The organism is Miniimonas sp. S16, assembly GCF_057748195.1.
Genome location: NZ_CM173242.1, coordinates 217625 through 235772, shown reverse-complemented (window position 1 = coordinate 235772; position 18148 = coordinate 217625). Strand labels below are relative to the sequence as shown.

At 74.0% G+C, this 18148-nt stretch carries 13 protein-coding genes; 11 read left to right on the top strand and 2 right to left on the bottom strand.

Going from position 1 to position 18148, the window contains the following annotated elements:
* The first annotated feature begins 15 nt into the window (after positions 1-15).
* The gene (gene hisS / locus AC3AQ1_RS01120) at positions 16-1416 is read left to right on the top strand and encodes a histidine--tRNA ligase (RefSeq protein ID WP_108717483.1); all 1401 of its coding nucleotides are present in this window, start codon (positions 16-18) and stop codon (positions 1414-1416) included.
* Positions 1417-1584: 168 nt separating this feature from the next.
* Here the strand turns inward: hisS and AC3AQ1_RS01115 are convergent, their stop codons facing one another.
* Complete coding sequence (locus AC3AQ1_RS01115; RefSeq protein ID WP_108717482.1) at positions 1585-3393, bottom strand: DEAD/DEAH box helicase; 1809 nt, start codon at positions 3391-3393, stop codon at positions 1585-1587.
* A gap of 339 nt (positions 3394-3732) precedes the next feature.
* Here AC3AQ1_RS01115 and AC3AQ1_RS01110 point away from each other — a divergent pair, with 339 nt between their 5' ends.
* From AC3AQ1_RS01110 to AC3AQ1_RS01100, 3 genes are all read left to right on the top strand, one after another.
* Positions 3733-4899 carry a pyridoxal phosphate-dependent aminotransferase gene (locus tag AC3AQ1_RS01110; RefSeq protein ID WP_108717481.1) on the top strand — a complete coding sequence of 389 codons (1167 nt, stop codon included), beginning with the start codon at positions 3733-3735 and terminating at the stop codon, positions 4897-4899.
* Between the two features lie 64 nt (positions 4900-4963).
* Positions 4964-6838, top strand: coding sequence for an aspartate--tRNA ligase (aspS, locus tag AC3AQ1_RS01105; protein WP_108717480.1), 1875 nt, complete (start codon positions 4964-4966; stop codon positions 6836-6838).
* The gene (locus AC3AQ1_RS01100; RefSeq protein WP_159096325.1) at positions 6835-7740 is read left to right on the top strand and encodes a GNAT family N-acetyltransferase; all 906 of its coding nucleotides are present in this window, start codon (positions 6835-6837) and stop codon (positions 7738-7740) included. Before aspS ends, AC3AQ1_RS01100 begins: the two co-directional genes overlap by 4 nt.
* Positions 7741-7780: 40 nt before the next feature.
* Here AC3AQ1_RS01100 and AC3AQ1_RS01095 read toward each other — a convergent pair whose 3' ends face one another.
* A complete protein-coding gene (locus AC3AQ1_RS01095; protein WP_108717479.1) occupies positions 7781-10075 on the bottom strand; it encodes an MMPL family transporter in 2295 nt (764 codons plus the stop codon).
* Positions 10076-10151: 76 nt separating this feature from the next.
* Here AC3AQ1_RS01095 and AC3AQ1_RS01090 point away from each other — a divergent pair, with 76 nt between their 5' ends.
* From AC3AQ1_RS01090 to mltG, 7 genes are all read left to right on the top strand, one after another.
* Positions 10152-11579 carry a replication-associated recombination protein A gene (locus AC3AQ1_RS01090; protein WP_108717478.1) on the top strand — a complete coding sequence of 476 codons (1428 nt, stop codon included), beginning with the start codon at positions 10152-10154 and terminating at the stop codon, positions 11577-11579.
* A gap of 492 nt (positions 11580-12071) precedes the next feature.
* Positions 12072-12695, top strand: a complete 624-nt coding sequence (gene rpsD, locus AC3AQ1_RS01085) for a 30S ribosomal protein S4 (protein WP_108717477.1) — start codon at positions 12072-12074, stop codon at positions 12693-12695.
* 138 nt (positions 12696-12833) lie between these two features.
* Positions 12834-13196: a DUF948 domain-containing protein gene (locus tag AC3AQ1_RS01080; protein ID WP_108717476.1), complete on the top strand. Its 363-nt coding sequence runs from the start codon at positions 12834-12836 to the stop codon at positions 13194-13196.
* Positions 13196-13516, top strand: a complete 321-nt coding sequence (locus tag AC3AQ1_RS01075) for a hypothetical protein (RefSeq protein WP_108717475.1) — start codon at positions 13196-13198, stop codon at positions 13514-13516. The genes AC3AQ1_RS01080 and AC3AQ1_RS01075 overlap by 1 nt, the downstream gene beginning before the upstream one ends.
* A gap of 191 nt (positions 13517-13707) precedes the next feature.
* Positions 13708-16398, top strand: coding sequence for an alanine--tRNA ligase (gene alaS / locus AC3AQ1_RS01070; RefSeq protein ID WP_108717474.1), 2691 nt, complete (start codon positions 13708-13710; stop codon positions 16396-16398).
* Positions 16399-16400: 2 nt separating this feature from the next.
* Positions 16401-16865, top strand: coding sequence for a Holliday junction resolvase RuvX (gene ruvX / locus AC3AQ1_RS01065; protein ID WP_180359680.1), 465 nt, complete (start codon positions 16401-16403; stop codon positions 16863-16865).
* Positions 16866-16883: 18 nt separating this feature from the next.
* Positions 16884-18143, top strand: a complete 1260-nt coding sequence (mltG, locus tag AC3AQ1_RS01060; protein WP_108717472.1) for an endolytic transglycosylase MltG — start codon at positions 16884-16886, stop codon at positions 18141-18143.
* The last annotated feature ends 5 nt before the right edge of the window (positions 18144-18148 follow it).

The following is an 18148-nucleotide window of genomic DNA, read 5'->3' as shown; positions in this document are numbered from 1 at the left end:
TGGAAGGATCGAGGCATGGCACGTGCATCCCTGTCCGGCTTCCCCGAGTGGCTCCCCGACGAGCGCATCGTCGAGCAGCGCGTGCTCGACGTCATCGCGCGGACCTTCGAGCTGCACGGGTTCGCCTCGGTCCAGACCCGCGCCGTCGAGCCGCTCGGCGAGCTCCTGCGCAAGGGCGAGACGTCGAAGGAGGTCTACGTGCTCTCGCGCCTGCAGGCCGACGAGGGCGAGGCCCCCGCGGACGAGGCCGACCGCCTCGGCCTGCACTTCGACCTCACCGTCCCGTTCGCGCGCTACGTCGTGGAGCACGCCGGTCGCCTCACGTTCCCCTTCAAGCGCTACCAGATCCAGCCGGTCTGGCGCGGCGAGCGACCCCAGGACGGCCGGTTCCGCGAGTTCTGGCAGGCCGACATCGACGTGGTCGGCGACGGTGAGCTCCCCTTCCACCTCGAGGTGGACGTCGCGCTCGTCGCCGCCGAGGCGCTCACCGCTCTCGGGGCGCTCGGCCTGCCGCCGGTGCGCATGCTCGTCAACAACCGCAGGGTGGTCGAGGGGTTCTACGCCGCGATCGGCCTCGACCGCACGGAGGAGGTGCTTCGCGTCGTCGACAAGCTCGCCAAGATCGGGCCCGACGGCGTCGCTCGCCTCCTGCGCGAGGAGGTCGGGGCGAGCGAGGCGCAGGTCGAGGCGTGCCTGGCCCTGTCCCGCCTCGGCGGCGACGCCACGGTGGTGGATCAGGTGCGCGACCTGGCCGACCGGTACGCCGCCGTCACCGCCGACGACCCGGCGCGTGCGCTGCTCGCGACCGGGCTGGACGAGCTGTCCGCGCTGCTCGGGGCCGCCGAGCGGCGCGCCCCCGGGGTCGTGGCCGCCGACCTCTCGGTGGCCCGCGGCCTCGACTACTACACGGGGTCGGTCTACGAGACCGTCCTGCTCGGGCACGAGAACCTCGGCTCGATCTGCTCCGGCGGGCGCTACGACTCCCTCGCGACGGACGGGAAGCGCACCTTCCCCGGCGTCGGGATCTCGATCGGCGTGTCCCGGCTGCTCTCGCGGCTGTTCTCCGCCGACTTGGTCCGCGCGACCCGCAGCGTACCGACGGCGGTGCTCGTCGCCGTCGTGGACGAGGACCGGCGTGCGGCGTCGGACGCGATCGCGGCGACGTTGCGCTCGCGCGGCGTCCCGACCGACGTCGCCCCGACGGCGACCAAGTTCGGCAAGCAGATCCGCTACGCCGACCGCCGCGGCATCCCGTTCGTGTGGTTCCCGGGCTCGGACGAGTCGGGCAGCGATCCGGCGCCGCACGGCGAGGTCAAGGACATCCGCTCGGGCGAGCAGGTGGCCGCCGACCCTGCGACGTGGACCCCGCCGGCCGAGGACCTCTGGCCGCGCGTGGTCGCGGTCGTCCCGGAGTAGCCGGGACCACCCCGGCCGGCGCACCACGCGCGAGAGGCCGGTCCCGAACGGGACCGGCCTCTCGCCGTCGTGCAGGTGGAGCGTGCGCACCGGGTGACCGACGGCCGCGGGTGGACGAGCCACCCACCCGCGCCGCGTGGTCGGTGTGCGCCGATCAGTGCGTGCTGATCAGTGCGCGAAGGTGCGCGGGCGGCGCGGACGGTCGTCGCGGTCGCGCGGGCCGGCCTCACGGCCGCCGCGCGAGGGCGGACCGGAGTCCGCCTTGATCCGCAGCTGACGCCCGGCCACCTTGGCCGCGCTGATCCGGCGCTCCGCCTCGGCGTCGATCCCGAGCGGGATCTCGACGATGGAGAAGGACCCGAAGATGTCGATCTTGCCGATCTCGGCGCCGCGCAGGCCGCCCTCGCCGGTGATCGCGCCGACGATGCCCTGGGGCGTCACGCCGTCGCGGTGGCCGACCGAGATGCGGTAGCGGTTGCCGCCCGACTCACGCGAGTCGCGACGGCCCGAGCGCTCACGGCCGCGACCGTCACGGTCGCCCCGCTCCTCGCGCTCGCCGTAGGAGCGGCGGTCGTCGCGGAGCGCGACCTCGTCGGGAACCTCGGGCGTCACGCCGTCGTCGCCCACGGCGAGCGCGAGGAGCGCGGCGGCGACGTCGAGGATGTCGGTCCCGGTCTCCTCGCAGTGCGCCACGAGCTGGGCGCGGGTGGTCGCGAGCGGGCTCGCGCCGATCCGGGCCTGCGCGGAGCCGAGCGCCGCGCCGAGGCGGTGGGTGAAGACGTCGGCGCGCGAGGGCAGCCGGGTCTCGACGAGGGTGGAGCCCGTCACGCGCTCGATCGTGCGCAGGCGGGGCTTCTCCTTCGGCGTGAGGAACGTGAGCGCCACGCCCGTGCGGCCGGCGCGGCCGGTCCGCCCGATGCGGTGCACGTACGTCTCGACCTCGCGCGGGACGTCGAAGTTGACGACGAGGCCGATGCGCTCGACATCGAGCCCGCGGGCCGCGACGTCGGTGGCGACGAGCACGTCGAGCGTGCCGGCGCGCAGGCGGTCCACGATCTTCTCGCGGTCGCGCTGGGCGACGTCGCCCGAGATCGACGCGGCGTTGACGCCCATGGCGCTCAGCGCGGCCCCGACCTCCTCGGCCGTCTCCCGGGTGCGGACGAAGACGATCGCGGCCTCGGCGTCGCTCGTCGCGAGCACGCGCGCGACGGCCTCGGTCTTGTTGCGGAAGGGCACCACGGCGTAGCGCTGCTCGACCGAGCCGATCGGCGTGGACTGACGCGCGATCGAGATCTCGACCGGGTTGCTCAGGTGCGTGTTGGCCACCGCGCGGATCGCGGCGGGCATCGTCGCGGAGAACAGGGCGACCTGCTTGCTCTTGGGCGTGCCCGCGAGGATCGTCTCGACGTCCTCGGCGAAGCCCATCCGCAGCATCTCGTCGGCCTCGTCGAGGACCACGAAGCGCAGCGTGGACAGGTTGAGCGCGCGGCGCTCGATCATGTCCATGACGCGGCCGGGCGTGCCGACGACGACCTGGGCGCCGCGCTCGAGGCCCCGCAGCTGGGGCACGAAGCTCGCGCCGCCGTAGATCGGCAGGACCGTGGCGCGCGAGCCGGCGGGCAGGAAGGACGAGATGGCGTCGGCCACCTGGATCGCGAGCTCGCGGGTCGGGGTGAGCACGAGCGCCTGCGTCTCGCGCGAGGAGCCGTCGACGGCGGCGAGCATCGGCAGGCCGAACGCGGCGGTCTTGCCCGTCCCGGTCTGGGCGACGCCGACGATGTCGCGGCGGGCGAGCAGCGCCGGGATCGCGCGGGACTGGATCGGGGTCGGGGTGGTGAAACCGAGGGCGTCGACCGCCGCCATGATGTCGGCTGGCAGGCCGAGGCCGGCGAAGGTGGGGCCGGTCTCGACGGACGTCTCGGCCTCGGACGAGGTGTCGGCGGGCGTGCGGGCAGGGGTGTCAGCAAGGTCTGGCATGGCAGGGATATCCCAACGTGTCGAACGGGGGGAGAGGTCGACGCGCGACGGGTCGCATGCCGCACGTCCGCGCCCGGCCCGTCGTCCTGCCGTCGCACTCTGCGACGCGCGTGGTCCCGTCCGCTGCCTGGTCGTGCTGCAGCGCTCTGCGGGAGCTTGTGATGGGGCCCTGTGGCGGATTCGCACTCCAGGAACTCCCACAGCCTACCGGACGGGGTCCGCGCGGGCGAGGACGCCCCCGGTGACCTGGCTCACCCGCGCCCGCAGCCGCCGCGGCAACCGTGGCCGTGCCCAAGCCGGCGCGAGTGCGAGTGCGAGTGCGAGTGCCAGAATGCCGGGGTGTCGCCGTCCCGTCGCTCCGCCGTCGCGCCGTTCGAGGTGATGGACGTCGTGGCCGAGGCCATGCGGCGCCGCGCCGAGGGGCTCGAGTCGTACCTGCTGTGCGTGGGGGAGCCGAGCGGGGGAGCGCCCGCCGACGTGCGCGCCGCGGCCGAGCGTGCGCTGGCCGACACCGCGGGGATCGCGCACGCCTACACGCAGCCCTCGGGCCTGCCCGCGGTGCGCGAGGAGATCGCGGGTCACTACGACCGGTGGTACGGCGTCGCGGTTGACCCCGCCGACGTCGTCGTGACAACGGGCGCGTCCTCGGCGTTCCAGGTGGCGGCGCTCGCCGCGTTCGACCACGGCGATCGGGTGGCCGTCCCGGCGCCGGGCTACCCCGCCTACCGCAACCTCCTGGCCGCGCTGGGCTGCGAGGTGGTCGACGTCGACGCGGGTGCAGCGCGCGGGTACCGGCTCACCGTGGCGGCCCTCGTGGAGCAGCACGCGCGCCGGCCCCTCGCCGGCGTCGTGCTCGCGAGCCCCGCGAACCCCACCGGCACGATGGTCGACGCCGACGGCATGGCGGCGCTGGCGCTCTGGTGCGCGGAGCACGGCGTCGTCCTCGTGAGCGACGAGATCTACCACGGGCTCACCTACACCGGCTCGCGCGGCGAGGCCGCCCTTGGGCACACGGGCGAGGCGCTGACGGTGGGGTCGTTCTCCAAGTACTGGGGGATGACGGCGTGGCGGCTGGGCTGGATCGTGCTGCCGCGTGCCCTGCGTGCCGCCGGGGAGGCGCTGGCGGGCAACCTGCAGCTGTGCGCGCCGTCGCTCGCGCAGGTCGCGGCCCTGCGGGCCTTCACGCCGGCGAGCTACGCCGAGTGCGACGCGCGGCGGGACGCGCTGCACGTCGCACGCGACGCGGTCGTGGCCCGTGCGCCGGCGCTGGGCTGGCGCGACGTCGCCCCGCCGGACGGCGCCTTCTACCTGTGGGCGGACGTGTCGGGCAGCGGGCTGGACTCGCGCACGTACTGCGCCCGCCTGCTCGAGGCCACGGGGGTGGCGCTGGCGCCCGGGACGGACTTCGACCCGGTGGCGGGGAGCTCGCACGTGCGGCTGTCGTTCTCGCCCGGCGCCGAGGTGGTCGCGCGGGCGTGCGACCGGATCGCGGACTGGAGCGCCTGAGCGCGACTACCATCGAACGTCGGCTCGCGCGCTGCGGGCCGAGACACCCGGAAGGAACCTCCTCGTGCTCCGCACCCACACCGCAGGCGACCTGCGCGCCACCGACATCGGGACCACCGTCACCCTCACGGGCTGGGTGGATCGCCGTCGGGATCACGGCGGCGTGGCGTTCCTGGACCTGCGCGACGCCTCCGGCATCGCCCAGGTCGTCGTGCGGGACGAGGAGGTCGCGCACCCGCTGCGCGCCGAGTGGGTCCTCCAGGTCACCGGTGAGGTGACGCGCCGACCCGCGGGCAACGAGAACCCGAACCTCCCCACCGGTGAGATCGAGGTGGTGGCGAGCGACGTCGTCGTGCTCAACCAGGCTGCGCCGCTGCCCTTCCAGGTCTCCACCGCGCTGGACGCGACCGAGCACGCCGCGATCGGTGAGGAGGCGCGTCTGAAGTACCGCTACCTCGACCTGCGCCGCCCGGCGCCCGCCCGCGCGCTCCGCCTGCGCGCGAAGGTCTCCCAGGTCGCGCGTCGCGTGCTCGACGGCGAGGGCTTCGTCGAAATCGAGACGCCCACCCTCACGCGGTCCACGCCCGAGGGCGCGCGCGACTTCGTGGTGCCCGCGCGCCTGTCGCCGGGGTCCTGGTACGCGCTGCCGCAGAGCCCGCAGCTGTTCAAGCAGCTGCTCATGGTCGCGGGCATGGAGCGCTACTACCAGATCGCCCGGTGCTACCGGGACGAGGACTTCCGGGCCGACCGCCAGCCGGAGTTCACCCAGCTCGACGTCGAGGCGTCGTTCGTGGACCAGGACGACGTCATCGCGCTCACCGAGAAGCTGCTGGTGGAGATCTGGCGCCTCGTCGACGTCGAGGTGCCCACCCCGATCCGGCGGATGACCTACGCGGACGCGATGGCGCACTACGGCACCGACAAGCCCGACCTGCGGTTCGGGCTCGAGCTCGTCGACCTCACGGCGTACTTCGCGCAGACCCCGTTCCGCGTGTTCCAGGCGCCGTACGTCGGCGCCGTGGTGCAGCCCGGCGGCGCCGCGACGCCGCGCCGCGGCTTCGACGCGTGGCAGGAGTGGGCCAAGCAGCGCGGCGCCAAGGGCCTGGCCCACGTGACGGTCGGCGAGGACGGCACGCTCGGCGGGCCCGTCGCGAAGAACCTCACCGACGACGAGCGTGCCGGCCTGGCGCAGGCCACGGGCGCGGGCCCGGGCGACGCGATCTTCTTCGCGGCCGGCGCCGCGACCGCGTCGCGTGCGCTGCTGGGCGCGGCGCGCCTGGAGATCGGCCGCCGCGGCGGCCTCATCGACGAGGACGCCTGGTCGTTCGTGTGGGTCGTCGACGCGCCGCTGTTCAAGCCCGTGGGCGAGGACGACGACGTCGCGGTCGGCGCCGGTGCCTGGACCGCGGTGCACCACGCGTTCACGTCGCCGACCCCGGACTGGATCGACACGTTCGAGAACGACCCGGGCGCCGCCCTCGCCTACGCCTACGACATCGTGTGCAACGGCAACGAGATCGGCGGCGGCTCGATCCGTATCCACCAGCGGGACGTGCAGGAGCGCGTGTTCGCCGTCATGGGCATCGACCCCGAGCAGGCGCAGGAGAAGTTCGGCTTCCTGCTCGAGGCGTTCTCGTTCGGCGCGCCCCCGCACGGCGGGATCGCGTTCGGCTGGGACCGCATCGTCGGCCTCCTCGCGGGCACCGACTCGATCCGCGACGTCATCGCCTTCCCGAAGTCCGGCGGCGGATACGACCCGCTGACCGGCGCGCCCGCGCCGATCACGGCGCAGCAGCGCAAGGAGGCCGGCGTCGACGCGGCGCCGCCGAAGGCGAAGGCCGGTCCGGCTGAGACGGCCGAGACGGCCGCCGGGGACGCCGCCGCGACGCCCGACGGCGAGGCACCGGCAGCGCCCTCCGTCACCTCGGCGCGGGCGTGAGGCTCGCGCTGCCCGACCCGCTCGTCGACCACCCCCTGCTGCTCGCCGAGCGCGGGGAGTGGTCGGCCGCGCGCGTCGAGCGCACCGCTGACGCGGTCCTGCTCGTGCGACCCGGCGCGCAGGGCGACGTGCTGTTCGCGCTCGGCCCGGACGCGGGCGTGCTGGATCTGCTCGACGCCGAGGCGCGGCTGCGCTACCGGTCCGAGGCACGGGGGGCGATGTGGCTGTCGGCCCCGGCCTCCGTCGCCGTGCCCGCCTGGGTGCTGGACGCGCTCGGGCTCGCGGCGTTCTCGCGCTGGGACTGGCTCGCCACGACGGAGCGGCCCGGGGAACGTGGCCACGACGCCGGCACCGTGCGGCTCCTCGATCGCCTGGCGGACCAGGATGCGATCCGCGCGGTGCTGACAGCCGCGAACCCCATCTCGACGGCGGATCCGTCCGCCGCCGGCGAGGTCGCGTGGTTCGGCGCGTACGACGGCGAGGCCCTCGTCGGCGTGATCGGTGCCCGGATCGCCCAGGGTGGGCTCGGCGAGGACGAGCTCGGGGGTCGTGGAGCGGACCGGGTGGGCTCGACGTGGGGCACGGCGCCGGGCTCGGCGCCGGACTCGGTGTCGCACGAGGCGTCCGCCGAGGAGCCGACCGTCGAGCCCGCGGACGGCGAGCCGTTCTCCTGGCACCTGCACGGGCTCGCGGTGCTGCCGCAGGCACGTCGGCGTGGCCTGGGCGCGGCGCTCACCGCGGCGGCCACGGCCGCCGGCCTGGATGCCGGCGCCGACTGGGTCTCGCTCGGGATGTACGCGGACAACGCGGGCGCCCGGCGTCTGTACGAGCGGCTCGGCTTCGTCACGCAGGCGCGCATGGCCTCCTACGGGCCCCAGGGCGTGACGCGGCCGCTGCGCTGACGGCCGGGCGCGGGCAGCATCGGGGCGCGGCCGGCGCGGCTCAGTGCTCGATCGCGAACCGGGCGGCGATCGGGCGCAGCCACCGCGGCGCCCACCAGTTGAGGTCGCCGAGCACGGTCATCGTCGCGGGCACGAGCAGCATCCGCACGAGCGTGGCGTCGAGCGCGACGGCCACGGCAAGCGCGAACCCGGCCTCCTTGATCGGCAGCAGGTCGCCCGAGGCGAACCCGGCGAACACGACGATGATGACGAGCGCGGCCGAGGTGATGATCCGGCCCGAGCGCTGCAGACCGAGCCGCACGGCGTCGTCGTTGGTCGCGCCGTGGTCGTAGAGCTCCTTGATCCGGGAGATGAGGAAGACCTCGTAGTCCATCGCGAGGCCGAAGCCGAACGCGATGACGATCGCCACGACGTAGCTCTCCAGCCCGCCCGACGGGGTGAACCCCAGCAGTCCTGCACCGTGGCCGTCCTGGAACACCCACGTCGTGATCCCGAGCGAGGCGCAGATCGACACGGCGTTCGTGAGCAGCGCCTTGATCGGCACGAGGACCGACCCGGTCATGAGGAAGAGCAGCACGAAGGTCGCGAGCACCACCATGCCGCCGGCGAGGGGCAGGCCCTCGAGCAGGGCCGCGGTGAAGTCGGCCTGGCCCGCGGCCTGACCACCGACCAGCAGCGGCTCGGGGGTGTCGAGGGCGCGAATGTCGTGGACCACCGTGACGGCGTCGGCGCTGTCCGGCTCGATCGAGTCGTCCAGGCGCACGCCGAGGAGCACGTGCTCGCCGTCGGCGCCGACCGGGGCGGCCGCGTCGACCGAGGCGACGCCCGGCACGTCCGCGAGGTCCGCCGCGATCGCGGCGACGTCGTCCTCGGCGGGGGACATGGCGTCGGGCACCACCCAGATGTCGGCGGCGGAGGTGGCGGGGAAGCGCTCGGCGACCGCGTCGTACGCGCCGCGCGCCGCCGAGGACTCCGGCAGCGCGTCGATGCCGGAGTTGCGCAGGTGCAGGTGCGCCAGCGGCGACGCCGCGACGAGCAGCAGCGCGAGGCACGTGAGCAGCACGAGCCACGGCCGGCGCTGCACCCATGTGGTGAGCCGGGAGAACACGCCGTGCTCGGGGGCGACGTCGCCCAGGCGCCCGACGACGCGCCGCACCAGCGGCACCCGGGCCAGCACCGAGGGGCGCAGGAAGCGCCGTCCGCTGAGCGTGAGCAGCGCCGGCACGAGCGTGATCGCCGTGAGCAGCGCGATGACCACGACGATGCCGCCCGCCACGCCGAGGCCCTTGAGCAGCGACGGCGACATCGCGGTGAGCGCGCCGACGCAGATCGCGATCGTCAGCGCCGAGTAGAGCACCGTGCGGCCGGCGGTCGCCACGGTCCGCTCGACGGCGCGCACCACCAGCGGGTCGCGCCGGCGGCCGCCGCGGCGGCGCTTCCCGACGGCGATCCCCGCCGTGATCGCGAGCTCCATCTCGTCGACGAGGTGCTTCAGCTCCTCCCGGAACCGCGACACCATCAGCAGGCCGTAGTCGATCGACAGGCCGAGCCCGAGCAGCGTGACGACGTTGATGACGACCGAGTCCAGGTCCATCACGTACGACAGCGCCCAGATGCTGCCGAGGCCGCCCGCGATCGACGCGAGAGCACCGACGATCGGCATGCCGGCGGCGAGCGCCCCGCCGAACACGATGATCATGACGAGCAGCGAGATGGGCAGCGCGACGAGCTCGCCGCGGACGAGGTCCCGTTCCATCTGGTGGTTGAACTCGCGGACGAGGATCGCGCCGGACGTCACGTCGGCGTCCGTGGCCAGGTCCGCGTCGACGAGCTCCTGGCCGAGCGCGACGAGCCCGTCCTCCACCTCGAGGCTGACCGCCTTCTCCCGCGCGTCGGACAGGTCGTTCTCGAGCGTCACGGTGACGAGGAAGGCCTCGCCGTCCTCGGACACGAGGGCCGCGACCTCGGGCGCCGTGGGACCGAGCGGGTGCTGGTAGGGGTCGGCCTCCTCCGCGACGCCGTCGATCGCGGTGAGGTCCGCGCGGGCGTCGTCGAGGATCGCGTCGGTGGCGGCGACCGCGTCGGCGTCGGTGAGGTCCACGCCGTCGACCATGAGCGTCGTCGTCGCGCCCGAGGCGGACTCCTGCAGCAGCTGCGAGACCTGCTCGGACTGGCTGCCGGGGACGGTCGGCTCGCCCGTCTCGAGCTTCTTGAACAGCGGCGTGCCGCCGAGCCCGGTCATGGCGGCGCCTGCGGCGATGCCCGCGACGAGCACCCAGACGACCAGGACCCACAGCGGGCGGCGCGTGACGAGGTGGCCGAGGCGGACGAACACGGGGTCAACTCTCCCACGGGCTGCGCGCGCTGCGGGGAGCGCCGGTGCCCTCGCCGCACCGCCGTAGGCTTCCGGGGTGGATCTGTTCGAGGCGGCCTCGCGCGCCGACGACGGCACGCCGGCCGTGCGCGCCGACGCGCCCCTCGCGGTGCGGATGCGCCCGGCCCGGCTCGAGGAGGTCGTCGGCCAGGACCACCTGCTCCAGCCCGGCTCGCCGTTGCGCCGCCTGGTCGATCCCGCCCGCCCGGGTGCGGTGCCGCCGTCGTCCGTCGTGCTCTGGGGCCCGCCAGGCACCGGGAAGACGACCATCGGCTACCTCGTGGCCTCCGCGCAGGGACGTCGGTTCGTCGAGCTGTCCGCGGTCACCGCCGGGGTGCGCGACCTGCGCGTCGTCATCGAGGACGCCCGGCGCCGCCTCGCGGGCGGCGGCGAGGAGACCGTGCTGTTCGTCGACGAGGTGCACCGCTTCTCCAAGACGCAGCAGGACGCGCTGCTGCCGAGCGTCGAGAACCGCTACGTCACGCTCGTCGCGGCGACCACCGAGAACCCGTCGTTCTCGGTCATCTCGCCGCTGCTTTCCCGCTCGCTGCTGCTCACGCTTCGACCGCTCGAGCCCGACGACGTCGCGGCCCTCGTGCTCCGCGCCGTCGCCGACCCGCGCGGCCTGGCCGGCCGGTTCACGATCGACGACGACGCCGTCGCGCACCTCGTGCGCCTCGTCGGCGGCGACGCGCGCAAGGCGCTCACCGTGCTCGAGGCGGCCGCGGCGACGGCCGGCGACGAGGCCGCAGCCGGCGACGCGGCAGCCGGCGAGGACGCGGCGGGGGCGCCCGACGGCGAGCCCCCGGTCGCGATCGACCTCGCCACCGTGGAGCGCGCCGTCGACGTGGCGGCCGTGCGCTACGACCGCGACGGGGACCAGCACTACGACGTCGCGAGCGCGTTCATCAAGTCGATGCGCGGCAGCGACGTCGACGCGGCGCTGCACTACCTCGCCCGGATGCTCGCGGCGGGGGAGGACCCCCGGTTCGTGGCGCGGCGCATCGTCATCGCGGCGAGCGAGGAGGTCGGGATGGCCGACCCCACCGCGCTGTCCACCGCCGTCGCCGCGTTCCAGGCCGTGAGCTTCATCGGCATGCCCGAGGCGCGGATCGTGCTCGCGCAGGCCGTGGTGCACATCGCGACCGCGCCGAAGTCGAACGCGTCCTACGCCGCGATCGACGCGGCGCTGGCCGACGTGCGCGCGGGTCGTGCCGGGTCCGTACCCAGCCACCTGCGGGACGCGCACTACGCGGGCGCCGAGCGGCTGGGCCACGGCCAGGGCTATGCCTACGCGCACGACGCACCGCACGCCGTCGCCGCCCAGCGCTACCTGCCCGAGGGGCTCGAGGGTGCTCGGTACTACGCGCCGACCGGGCGCGGCAACGAGGCGCAGGTGGCCAAGCGGCTCGAGCGGATCCGGGAGATCCTCGACTCCGTCGGGCCTGTTTCGCCCCCGGTGTGACGCTGGGCGCGGCCGGACCGGCCGGTGTGACGCTGGGCGCGGCAGGGCCGGCCGGTGTGACGCTGGGCGCGGCAGGGCTCGCCGGTGTGACGCTGGGCGCGGCAGGGCTCGCCGGTGTGACGCTGGGCGCGGCAGGGCTCGCCGGTGTGACGCTGGGCGCGGCAGGGCTCGCCGGTGTGACGCTGGGCGCGGCAGGGCTCGCCGGTGTGACGCTGGGCGCGGCAGGGCTCGCCGGTGTGACGCTGGGCGCGGACGGGCTCGCTCTGCCGCGCCGAGCGTCACACGCGGGATCTCCGACGCGCAGCAGCACGAGGCGATGCGGTAGGATCCTTCAGTTGCCTTGCGCCCGCCCACGACCACCCGGTCGCGATCGGACAGCACGGCCCTGGGGTCCTAGCCACCGCACCGGCTCGCCGGAGCACCGAAGGTCGGCCCCACCCCCGGACGGACACGCCGCGCCGGGAGTGACATCGAGACAGGAACGAGAACAGCATGGCTTCCAGCCGCGCCCGCAACCAGGTGCGCCTCTCGCGCGCCCTGGGCATCGCCCTCACGCCGAAGGCCGCTCGCGCCTTCGAGAAGCGTCCCTACCCACCCGGTGAGCACGGTCGTGCGCGCAAGCGGCAGGAGTCCGACTACGCGGTGCGTCTCAAGGAGAAGCAGCGTCTGCGCGCGCAGTACGGCATCCGCGAGGCCCAGTTCCGCCGCACGTTCGACGAGGCGCGTCGTCACCCGGGTCTGACCGGTGACCGCTTCGTCGAGCTGCTCGAGATGCGTCTCGACGCGCTCGTGCTGCGCTCCGGCTTCGCCCGCACGATCGCCCAGGCCCGCCAGGTCGTGGTGCACCGCCACATCCTCGTGGACGGCGCGATCGTGGACCGCCCGTCCTTCCGCGTGAAGCCGGGCCAAACCATCCAGGTCAAGCCCAAGAGCCAGGCCACCACCCCGTTCCAGATCGCCGCCGCCGGTGCGCACCGCGACGTGCTGCCCCAGGTGCCGGGCTACCTCGACGTCCAGCTCGAGAAGCTCCGCGCCTCCCTGGTGCGCGAGCCGAAGCGCGCCGAGGTCCCCGTGCAGGCCGACGTCCAACTGATCGTCGAGCTCTACGCCCGCTGATCCGCGACCGTCCGAGTCCGTCGCGTCGACTCGACCCACCGCGTGTGCCCCGGCTCGTGCCGGGGCACACGCGCGTCTGGGTAGTCTCGTCCGAGGATCCGCCACCTCCCGGCTCCGACTCCACGGAAGGGTGCACTCGTGTCCGTATCGCTCGGTGACATCGCCGGCCTGCTCGCCGCGCTCGCGTTCGTCGCGCTCGTGGTGGTGCTTGCCGTCCCGCTGCTGCGGCTCGGCGCCGTGCTCGACGAGACCCGGACCAGCGTCACCCGGTTCACAGAGCACACGCTGCCCGTGATCGACGAGGCCGCCGAGACCGTGCGGGGCGCCAACGCCCAGCTCGGCAAGGTCGACACCGTGACCACGTCGGCCGCCGAGATCGGCACCAACGTCTCGGCCCTCACCACGCTCGTGTCGGCCACCCTCGCCCGCCCGATGATCCGGGTCGCGGCGTTCTCCTTCGCGGTGCGCAGCGTCGTCGCGCGCCGTCGGGGGCGGTCCTGATGCGCCGCCTGGTCTGGGCCGGCCTCGGGGCCGCGGTCGCCGTCGCCGTCGTGTACCAGGTGGGCCGCGCCCGCTCGGCGGCCGACTCGGTCGCCCGCACCCTCACGCCGCGCGGCCTCGCCGACGCCGTCACGCGCGGTGTCACCGAGCTGCGCGTCGCCGCGGGCGAGGTCGCCGAGGCGATGCGCGAGCAGGAGGCGCGCCTGGCCGCCGACCTCCTGCCGCCGCCCGACGCGGTCGCCGAGTCACGCACGCACCGCGCCGCCCGGACGCGGCCCCGCGCCGCGGACGCGTGGGACGTCGACGACGAGGACTTCTAGCCGACGGTCGTCGCCGAACGCACCGGCCCGCAGGACCGGGAGCTCGTGCCCGCCGGCGACCGGAGCCCACCCGTAGCATCCACCTCCGGCCGGCTCGCTGGCCGACCCGCTCGCCCCAGCACCCACCCGGCTGCTCACCCCGCACCCACCGCCGCCGCCTGCGGCTCCACGAGGACCCACGAGGACCCACGATGCGCACCGCTCAGATCCGCCGCCGCTACCTCGACTTCTTCGAGGAGCAGGACCACACGATCGTCCCGAGCACGTCCCTCATCTCCCCGGACCCCTCGATCCTCTTCACGATCGCCGGCATGGTCCCGTTCATCCCTTACATCGTGGGGACCGAGCCCGCACCGTGGCCGCGGGTGGCGAGCGCCCAGAAGTGCATCCGGACCAACGACATCGAGAACGTCGGGCGCACCACGCGGCACGGCACGTTCTTCCAGATGCTCGGCAACTTCTCGTTCGGCGACTACTTCAAGGACGGGGCAATCGCCTACGCGTGGGAGCTCCTCACCGGTGACCCGGAGAGGGGCCGGTTCGGCTTCGACGGCTCACGGCTGTGGGTGACCATCTGGGACCAGGACGACGTCGCGCTCTCGGCCCTCACGAACGTGGGCGTCAACCCCGACCAGATCGTGCGCCTGCCGCGCGAGGAGAACTTCTGGGACACGGGCCAGCCCGGCCCGGCGGGCCCGTGCGCGGAGTTCCACTACGACCGCGGGCCCGAGTTCGGCCCCGAGGCGGTCGGCGGGACGGTCGACCCGGGCGGTGACCGCTACCTCGAGATCTGGAACCTCGTCTTCGACCAGTTCCTGCGCGGAGAGGGCACCGGCAAGAGCTACCCGCTGCTCAAGGAGCTGGACTCCAAGGCCATCGACACCGGCGCGGGCCTGGAGCGCATCGCCTTCCTCAAGCAGGGCAAGGCGAACATGTACGAGATCGACGAGGTATTCCCCGTCATCCAGCGCGTCCAGGAGCTCTCGGGCCGCACCTACGGGGGCGGCGACGGCGTGAGCGAGCCCGAGGACGACGTGCGGATGCGCGTCGTGGCCGACCACGTCCGCTCGGCGCTGATGCTCGTGGGCGACGGCGTCCGGCCCGCCAACGAGGGCCGCGGCTACGTGCTGCGCCGTCTCCTGCGCCGGTCCGTGCGGGCCATGCGTCTGCTCGGCGTGACCGACCCGGCGCTGCCGGAGCTCCTGCCGGTGTCCAAGGACGCGATGAAAGCCTCCTACCCCGAGCTCGAGGCCGACTTCGCGCGCATCTCGGGCATCGTCTACGACGAGGAGGACGCGTTCCGACGCACCCTGGAGTCCGGCACGACGATCCTCGACACCGCGGTGCGCCGCGTGCGGCAGTCCGGCGGCACGGCGATCACCGGCGAGGACGCGTTCAAGCTGCACGACACCTACGGCTTCCCGATCGACCTCACGGTCGAGATGGCGTCCGAGCAGGGCCTCTCGATCGACACCGAGACCTTCCGCCGGCTCATGACCGAGCAGCGCCAGCGCGCCCGCGCGGACGCGCTCGCGAAGAAGACCGGCCACGTCGACACGTCGATCTACACCGCGATGGCGGGCGACCTCGCTCAGCCCGTGCAGTTCCTCGGCTACACCGACGCGACCGCACGGGTGTCCGTGGTGGGTCTGCTCAGCGGCGGTGCCCCGGTGCCCACCGTGTCCGCGCCCGCGGACGTCGAGGTCGTGCTGGACCGCACGCCCTTCTACGCCGAGGCCGGCGGCCAGCTCGCCGACCAGGGCCAGATCGTGCTCGACGGCGGTGGCGTGATCGAGGTCGACGACGTGCAGGCCCCGATCAAGGGCTTCTCCGTGCACCGCGGACGCCTCGTCGAGGGTCAGGCGACGCTCGGCGACGGCGGCGTGGCGAGCATCGACACCGAGCGCCGGCACGCGATCGCGCGTGCCCACACCGCCACGCACCTCGTGCACAAGGCGCTGCGGGAGACGCTGGGGGAGTCGGCCACCCAGGCCGGCTCCGAGAACGCGCCGCACCGGCTGCGGTTCGATTTTCGGGCCGGCAGCCAGCCGCCCGCCTCCGCGCTGCCCGAGATCGCCGAGCGCGTGAACTCACGCGCGGCGGAGGACCTCGAGGTCACCGACCGCACGATGGCGCTGGACGACGCGCGTGCACTCGGCGCGATGGCGCTCTTCGGGGAGAAGTACGGCAACCGGGTGCGGGTCGTGGAGATCGGCGGCGACTGGTCACGCGAGCTGTGCGCCGGGACCCACGTGCGCTCCACCGGGCACCTCGGCCCCGTCACCCTGCTCGGGGAGTCCTCGATCGGCTCCGGCGTGCGCCGGGTCGAGGCCCTCGTCGGTGACGCGGCCCAGCGCTTCCACGCGCGCGAGCAGGTCCTGGTCTCCCAGCTCTCCCAGCTCGTCGGCGTGCGCAGCGAGGAACTGCCCGAGCGGATCTCCGGCCTGCTCGGCCGGCTCAAGGACGCCGAGCGCGAGCTCGCCGCGCTGCGCCAGTCCCAGCTCCTCGCGAAGGCGGGGGCGCTCGTCGCGCAGGCGCAGGACGTCGACGGCGTGCGCGTCCTCGCGCACGACGCGGGCGAGGTCGCAGGCGGGGACGACGCACGCACGCTCGCCCTCGACCTGCGTGAGCGGCTCGGCGGCGCGGCCGTCGTGGTGGTGGGCGCCGTCGCCAAGGGGCGGCCCGCCGTCGTGGTCGCGACCTCTGAGGCGGCGCGCGGGCGCGGCCTCAAGGCCGGCGACCTGGTGCGCGACCTCGCGGCCGCCCTCGGCGGTCGCGGCGGCGGTCGCGACGACGTCGCGCAGGGCGGCGGGGCCGACGCCTCGGCGCTGCCCGCGGCGCTGGCCGGCGCGGCCGAGTCGGTGCGCTCGAGGCTGGCCTGAGCGTGCGTCGCGGGGTCCGGGTGGGTGTCGACGTCGGCAGCGTGCGCGTCGGCGTCGCCCGCAGCGACCCCGACGGCCTCATCGCGACCCCGGTCGAGACGGTGCGGCGCACGCCCGGCCAGGATGGGTCCGCCCGGGTTGTGGAGATCGTGCGCGAGTTCGACGCCGTCGAGGTGGTGGTCGGGCTCCCGCGCTCCCTGGACGGGCGCGAACGTGCGGCCGCCGGCCTCGCACGGGGTTACGCTCGGACGATTGCGCGCGCCGTCGCACCGGTCCCCGTCCGTCTCGTGGACGAGCGATTCTCGACGTCGACGGCGCAACGGGCGATGACCGCCTCGGGCCGCAGGGCCCGAGACCAGCGGTCCGTCGTCGACCAGGTGGCAGCGGTGGTGATCCTGCAGGCTGCTCTCGACCTCGAGCGCTCCACGGGGACGCCGCCGGGGACTGAACTGACGTCAGGGGGCTGACGTGGAGGAATCGATACCGTGACGGATCTCTTCGGGGACTCGCCCGAGCACGACGAGCTCGAGTACGAGGAGGAGCGGGCCAGCCGGCGCCAGCGGCGCACGTCCGGCCAGGGGGGCAACGGACGCGGCGACAGCAGGTCCGCGCGCGAGGTCGCGCGCCGCCGTCGGCGCTCGATCTTCAGCTTCGTCGTGATGATCGCGATCCTGGGGGGGATCGGGTTCTTCGCGGTGAAGATCATCGTGCCGTCGGTCACGCCCGACCCGCAGGCGACCCCGATGGTCACCGACTATCCGGGTCCCGGCCACGACGAGGTCACGGTGGACATCCCCGAGGGGGCCAACGGCGCTCAGATCGGCGACATCCTCACCACGGCCGGCGTGGTCGCGACGACCGACGCGTTCTCCGCGGCGTTCGCCGCGAACTCGGCCGCCACGTCGATCCAGCCCGGGTCGTACTCCCTCGCCCTGGAGATGAAGGCATCCGACGCCGTCTCGGCGCTGCTGGACCCGAACCGCCGGGTGGACAGCCGCATCACCATCCCGGAGGGCTGGCGCGCCGACCAGATCTACGCGCGGATCGCGGACAACCTCGGCATCCCCGTCGAGGACGTCACCACGGCCGCGCACGACTACGCGAGCTTCGGGCTCGACGGTCCGCCCAACACCAACGACGGCGTGCTGGACCCGATGGAGGGGTGGTTCTACCCCTCGACGTACTCGGTCCCGCCGGGCTCCACCGCCGCCGACGTGCTCAAGCAGATGTACGACCGCACCATCAGCGAGCTCGACAAGCTCGGCGTTGCCCCCGAGGACCGCCTGCGGGTCCTCACGATCGGCTCGATCGCGATCAAGGAGGCGTTCTTCGAGGAGGACTGGCCCAAGGTCACCCGCGTCATCGAGAACCGCCTCGTCCCGGGCAACGCGACGGGAGCCACCACGCTGGGCATGGACTCGACGCTCGACTACGCGTGGTCGGTGCAGAACCCGGGTCAGACGATGGACCCCTCGCTGCACAACAGCGACACGAGCCCGTACAACACCCGCAAGAACTCCGGCCTGCCGCCATCGCCGATCGGCTCGATCGACTCGCGTCTCATGGAGGCCGCGGTGTACCCGGAGGAGGGCGACTGGGTGTTCTTCGTGTCCACCGACCTGTGCTCCGGCGTCACGACGTTCACCGACGACTACAACGAGTTCCTCCAGCTGCAGGAGCAGTTCCGGGCCTGGAACGAGAAGTACGTCGCGAACGGCAGCACGTGCCCCGTCCCCGAGGGCTGAGTCGG

What these genes read in the sequence shown, in the direction of transcription:
- hisS (WP_108717483.1), top strand. Translation starts at nt 16, where the DNA reads ATGGCACGTGCATCCCTGTCCGGCTTCCCCGAGTGGCTCCCCGACGAG.
- alaS (WP_108717474.1), top strand. Translation starts at nt 13,708, where the DNA reads ATGCGCACCGCTCAGATCCGCCGCCGCTACCTCGACTTCTTCGAGGAG.
- rpsD (WP_108717477.1), top strand. Translation starts at nt 12,072, where the DNA reads ATGGCTTCCAGCCGCGCCCGCAACCAGGTGCGCCTCTCGCGCGCCCTG.
- AC3AQ1_RS01075 (WP_108717475.1), top strand. Translation starts at nt 13,196, where the DNA reads ATGCGCCGCCTGGTCTGGGCCGGCCTCGGGGCCGCGGTCGCCGTCGCC.
- AC3AQ1_RS01115 (WP_108717482.1), bottom strand. Translation starts at nt 3,393, where the DNA reads ATGCCAGACCTTGCTGACACCCCTGCCCGCACGCCCGCCGACACCTCG.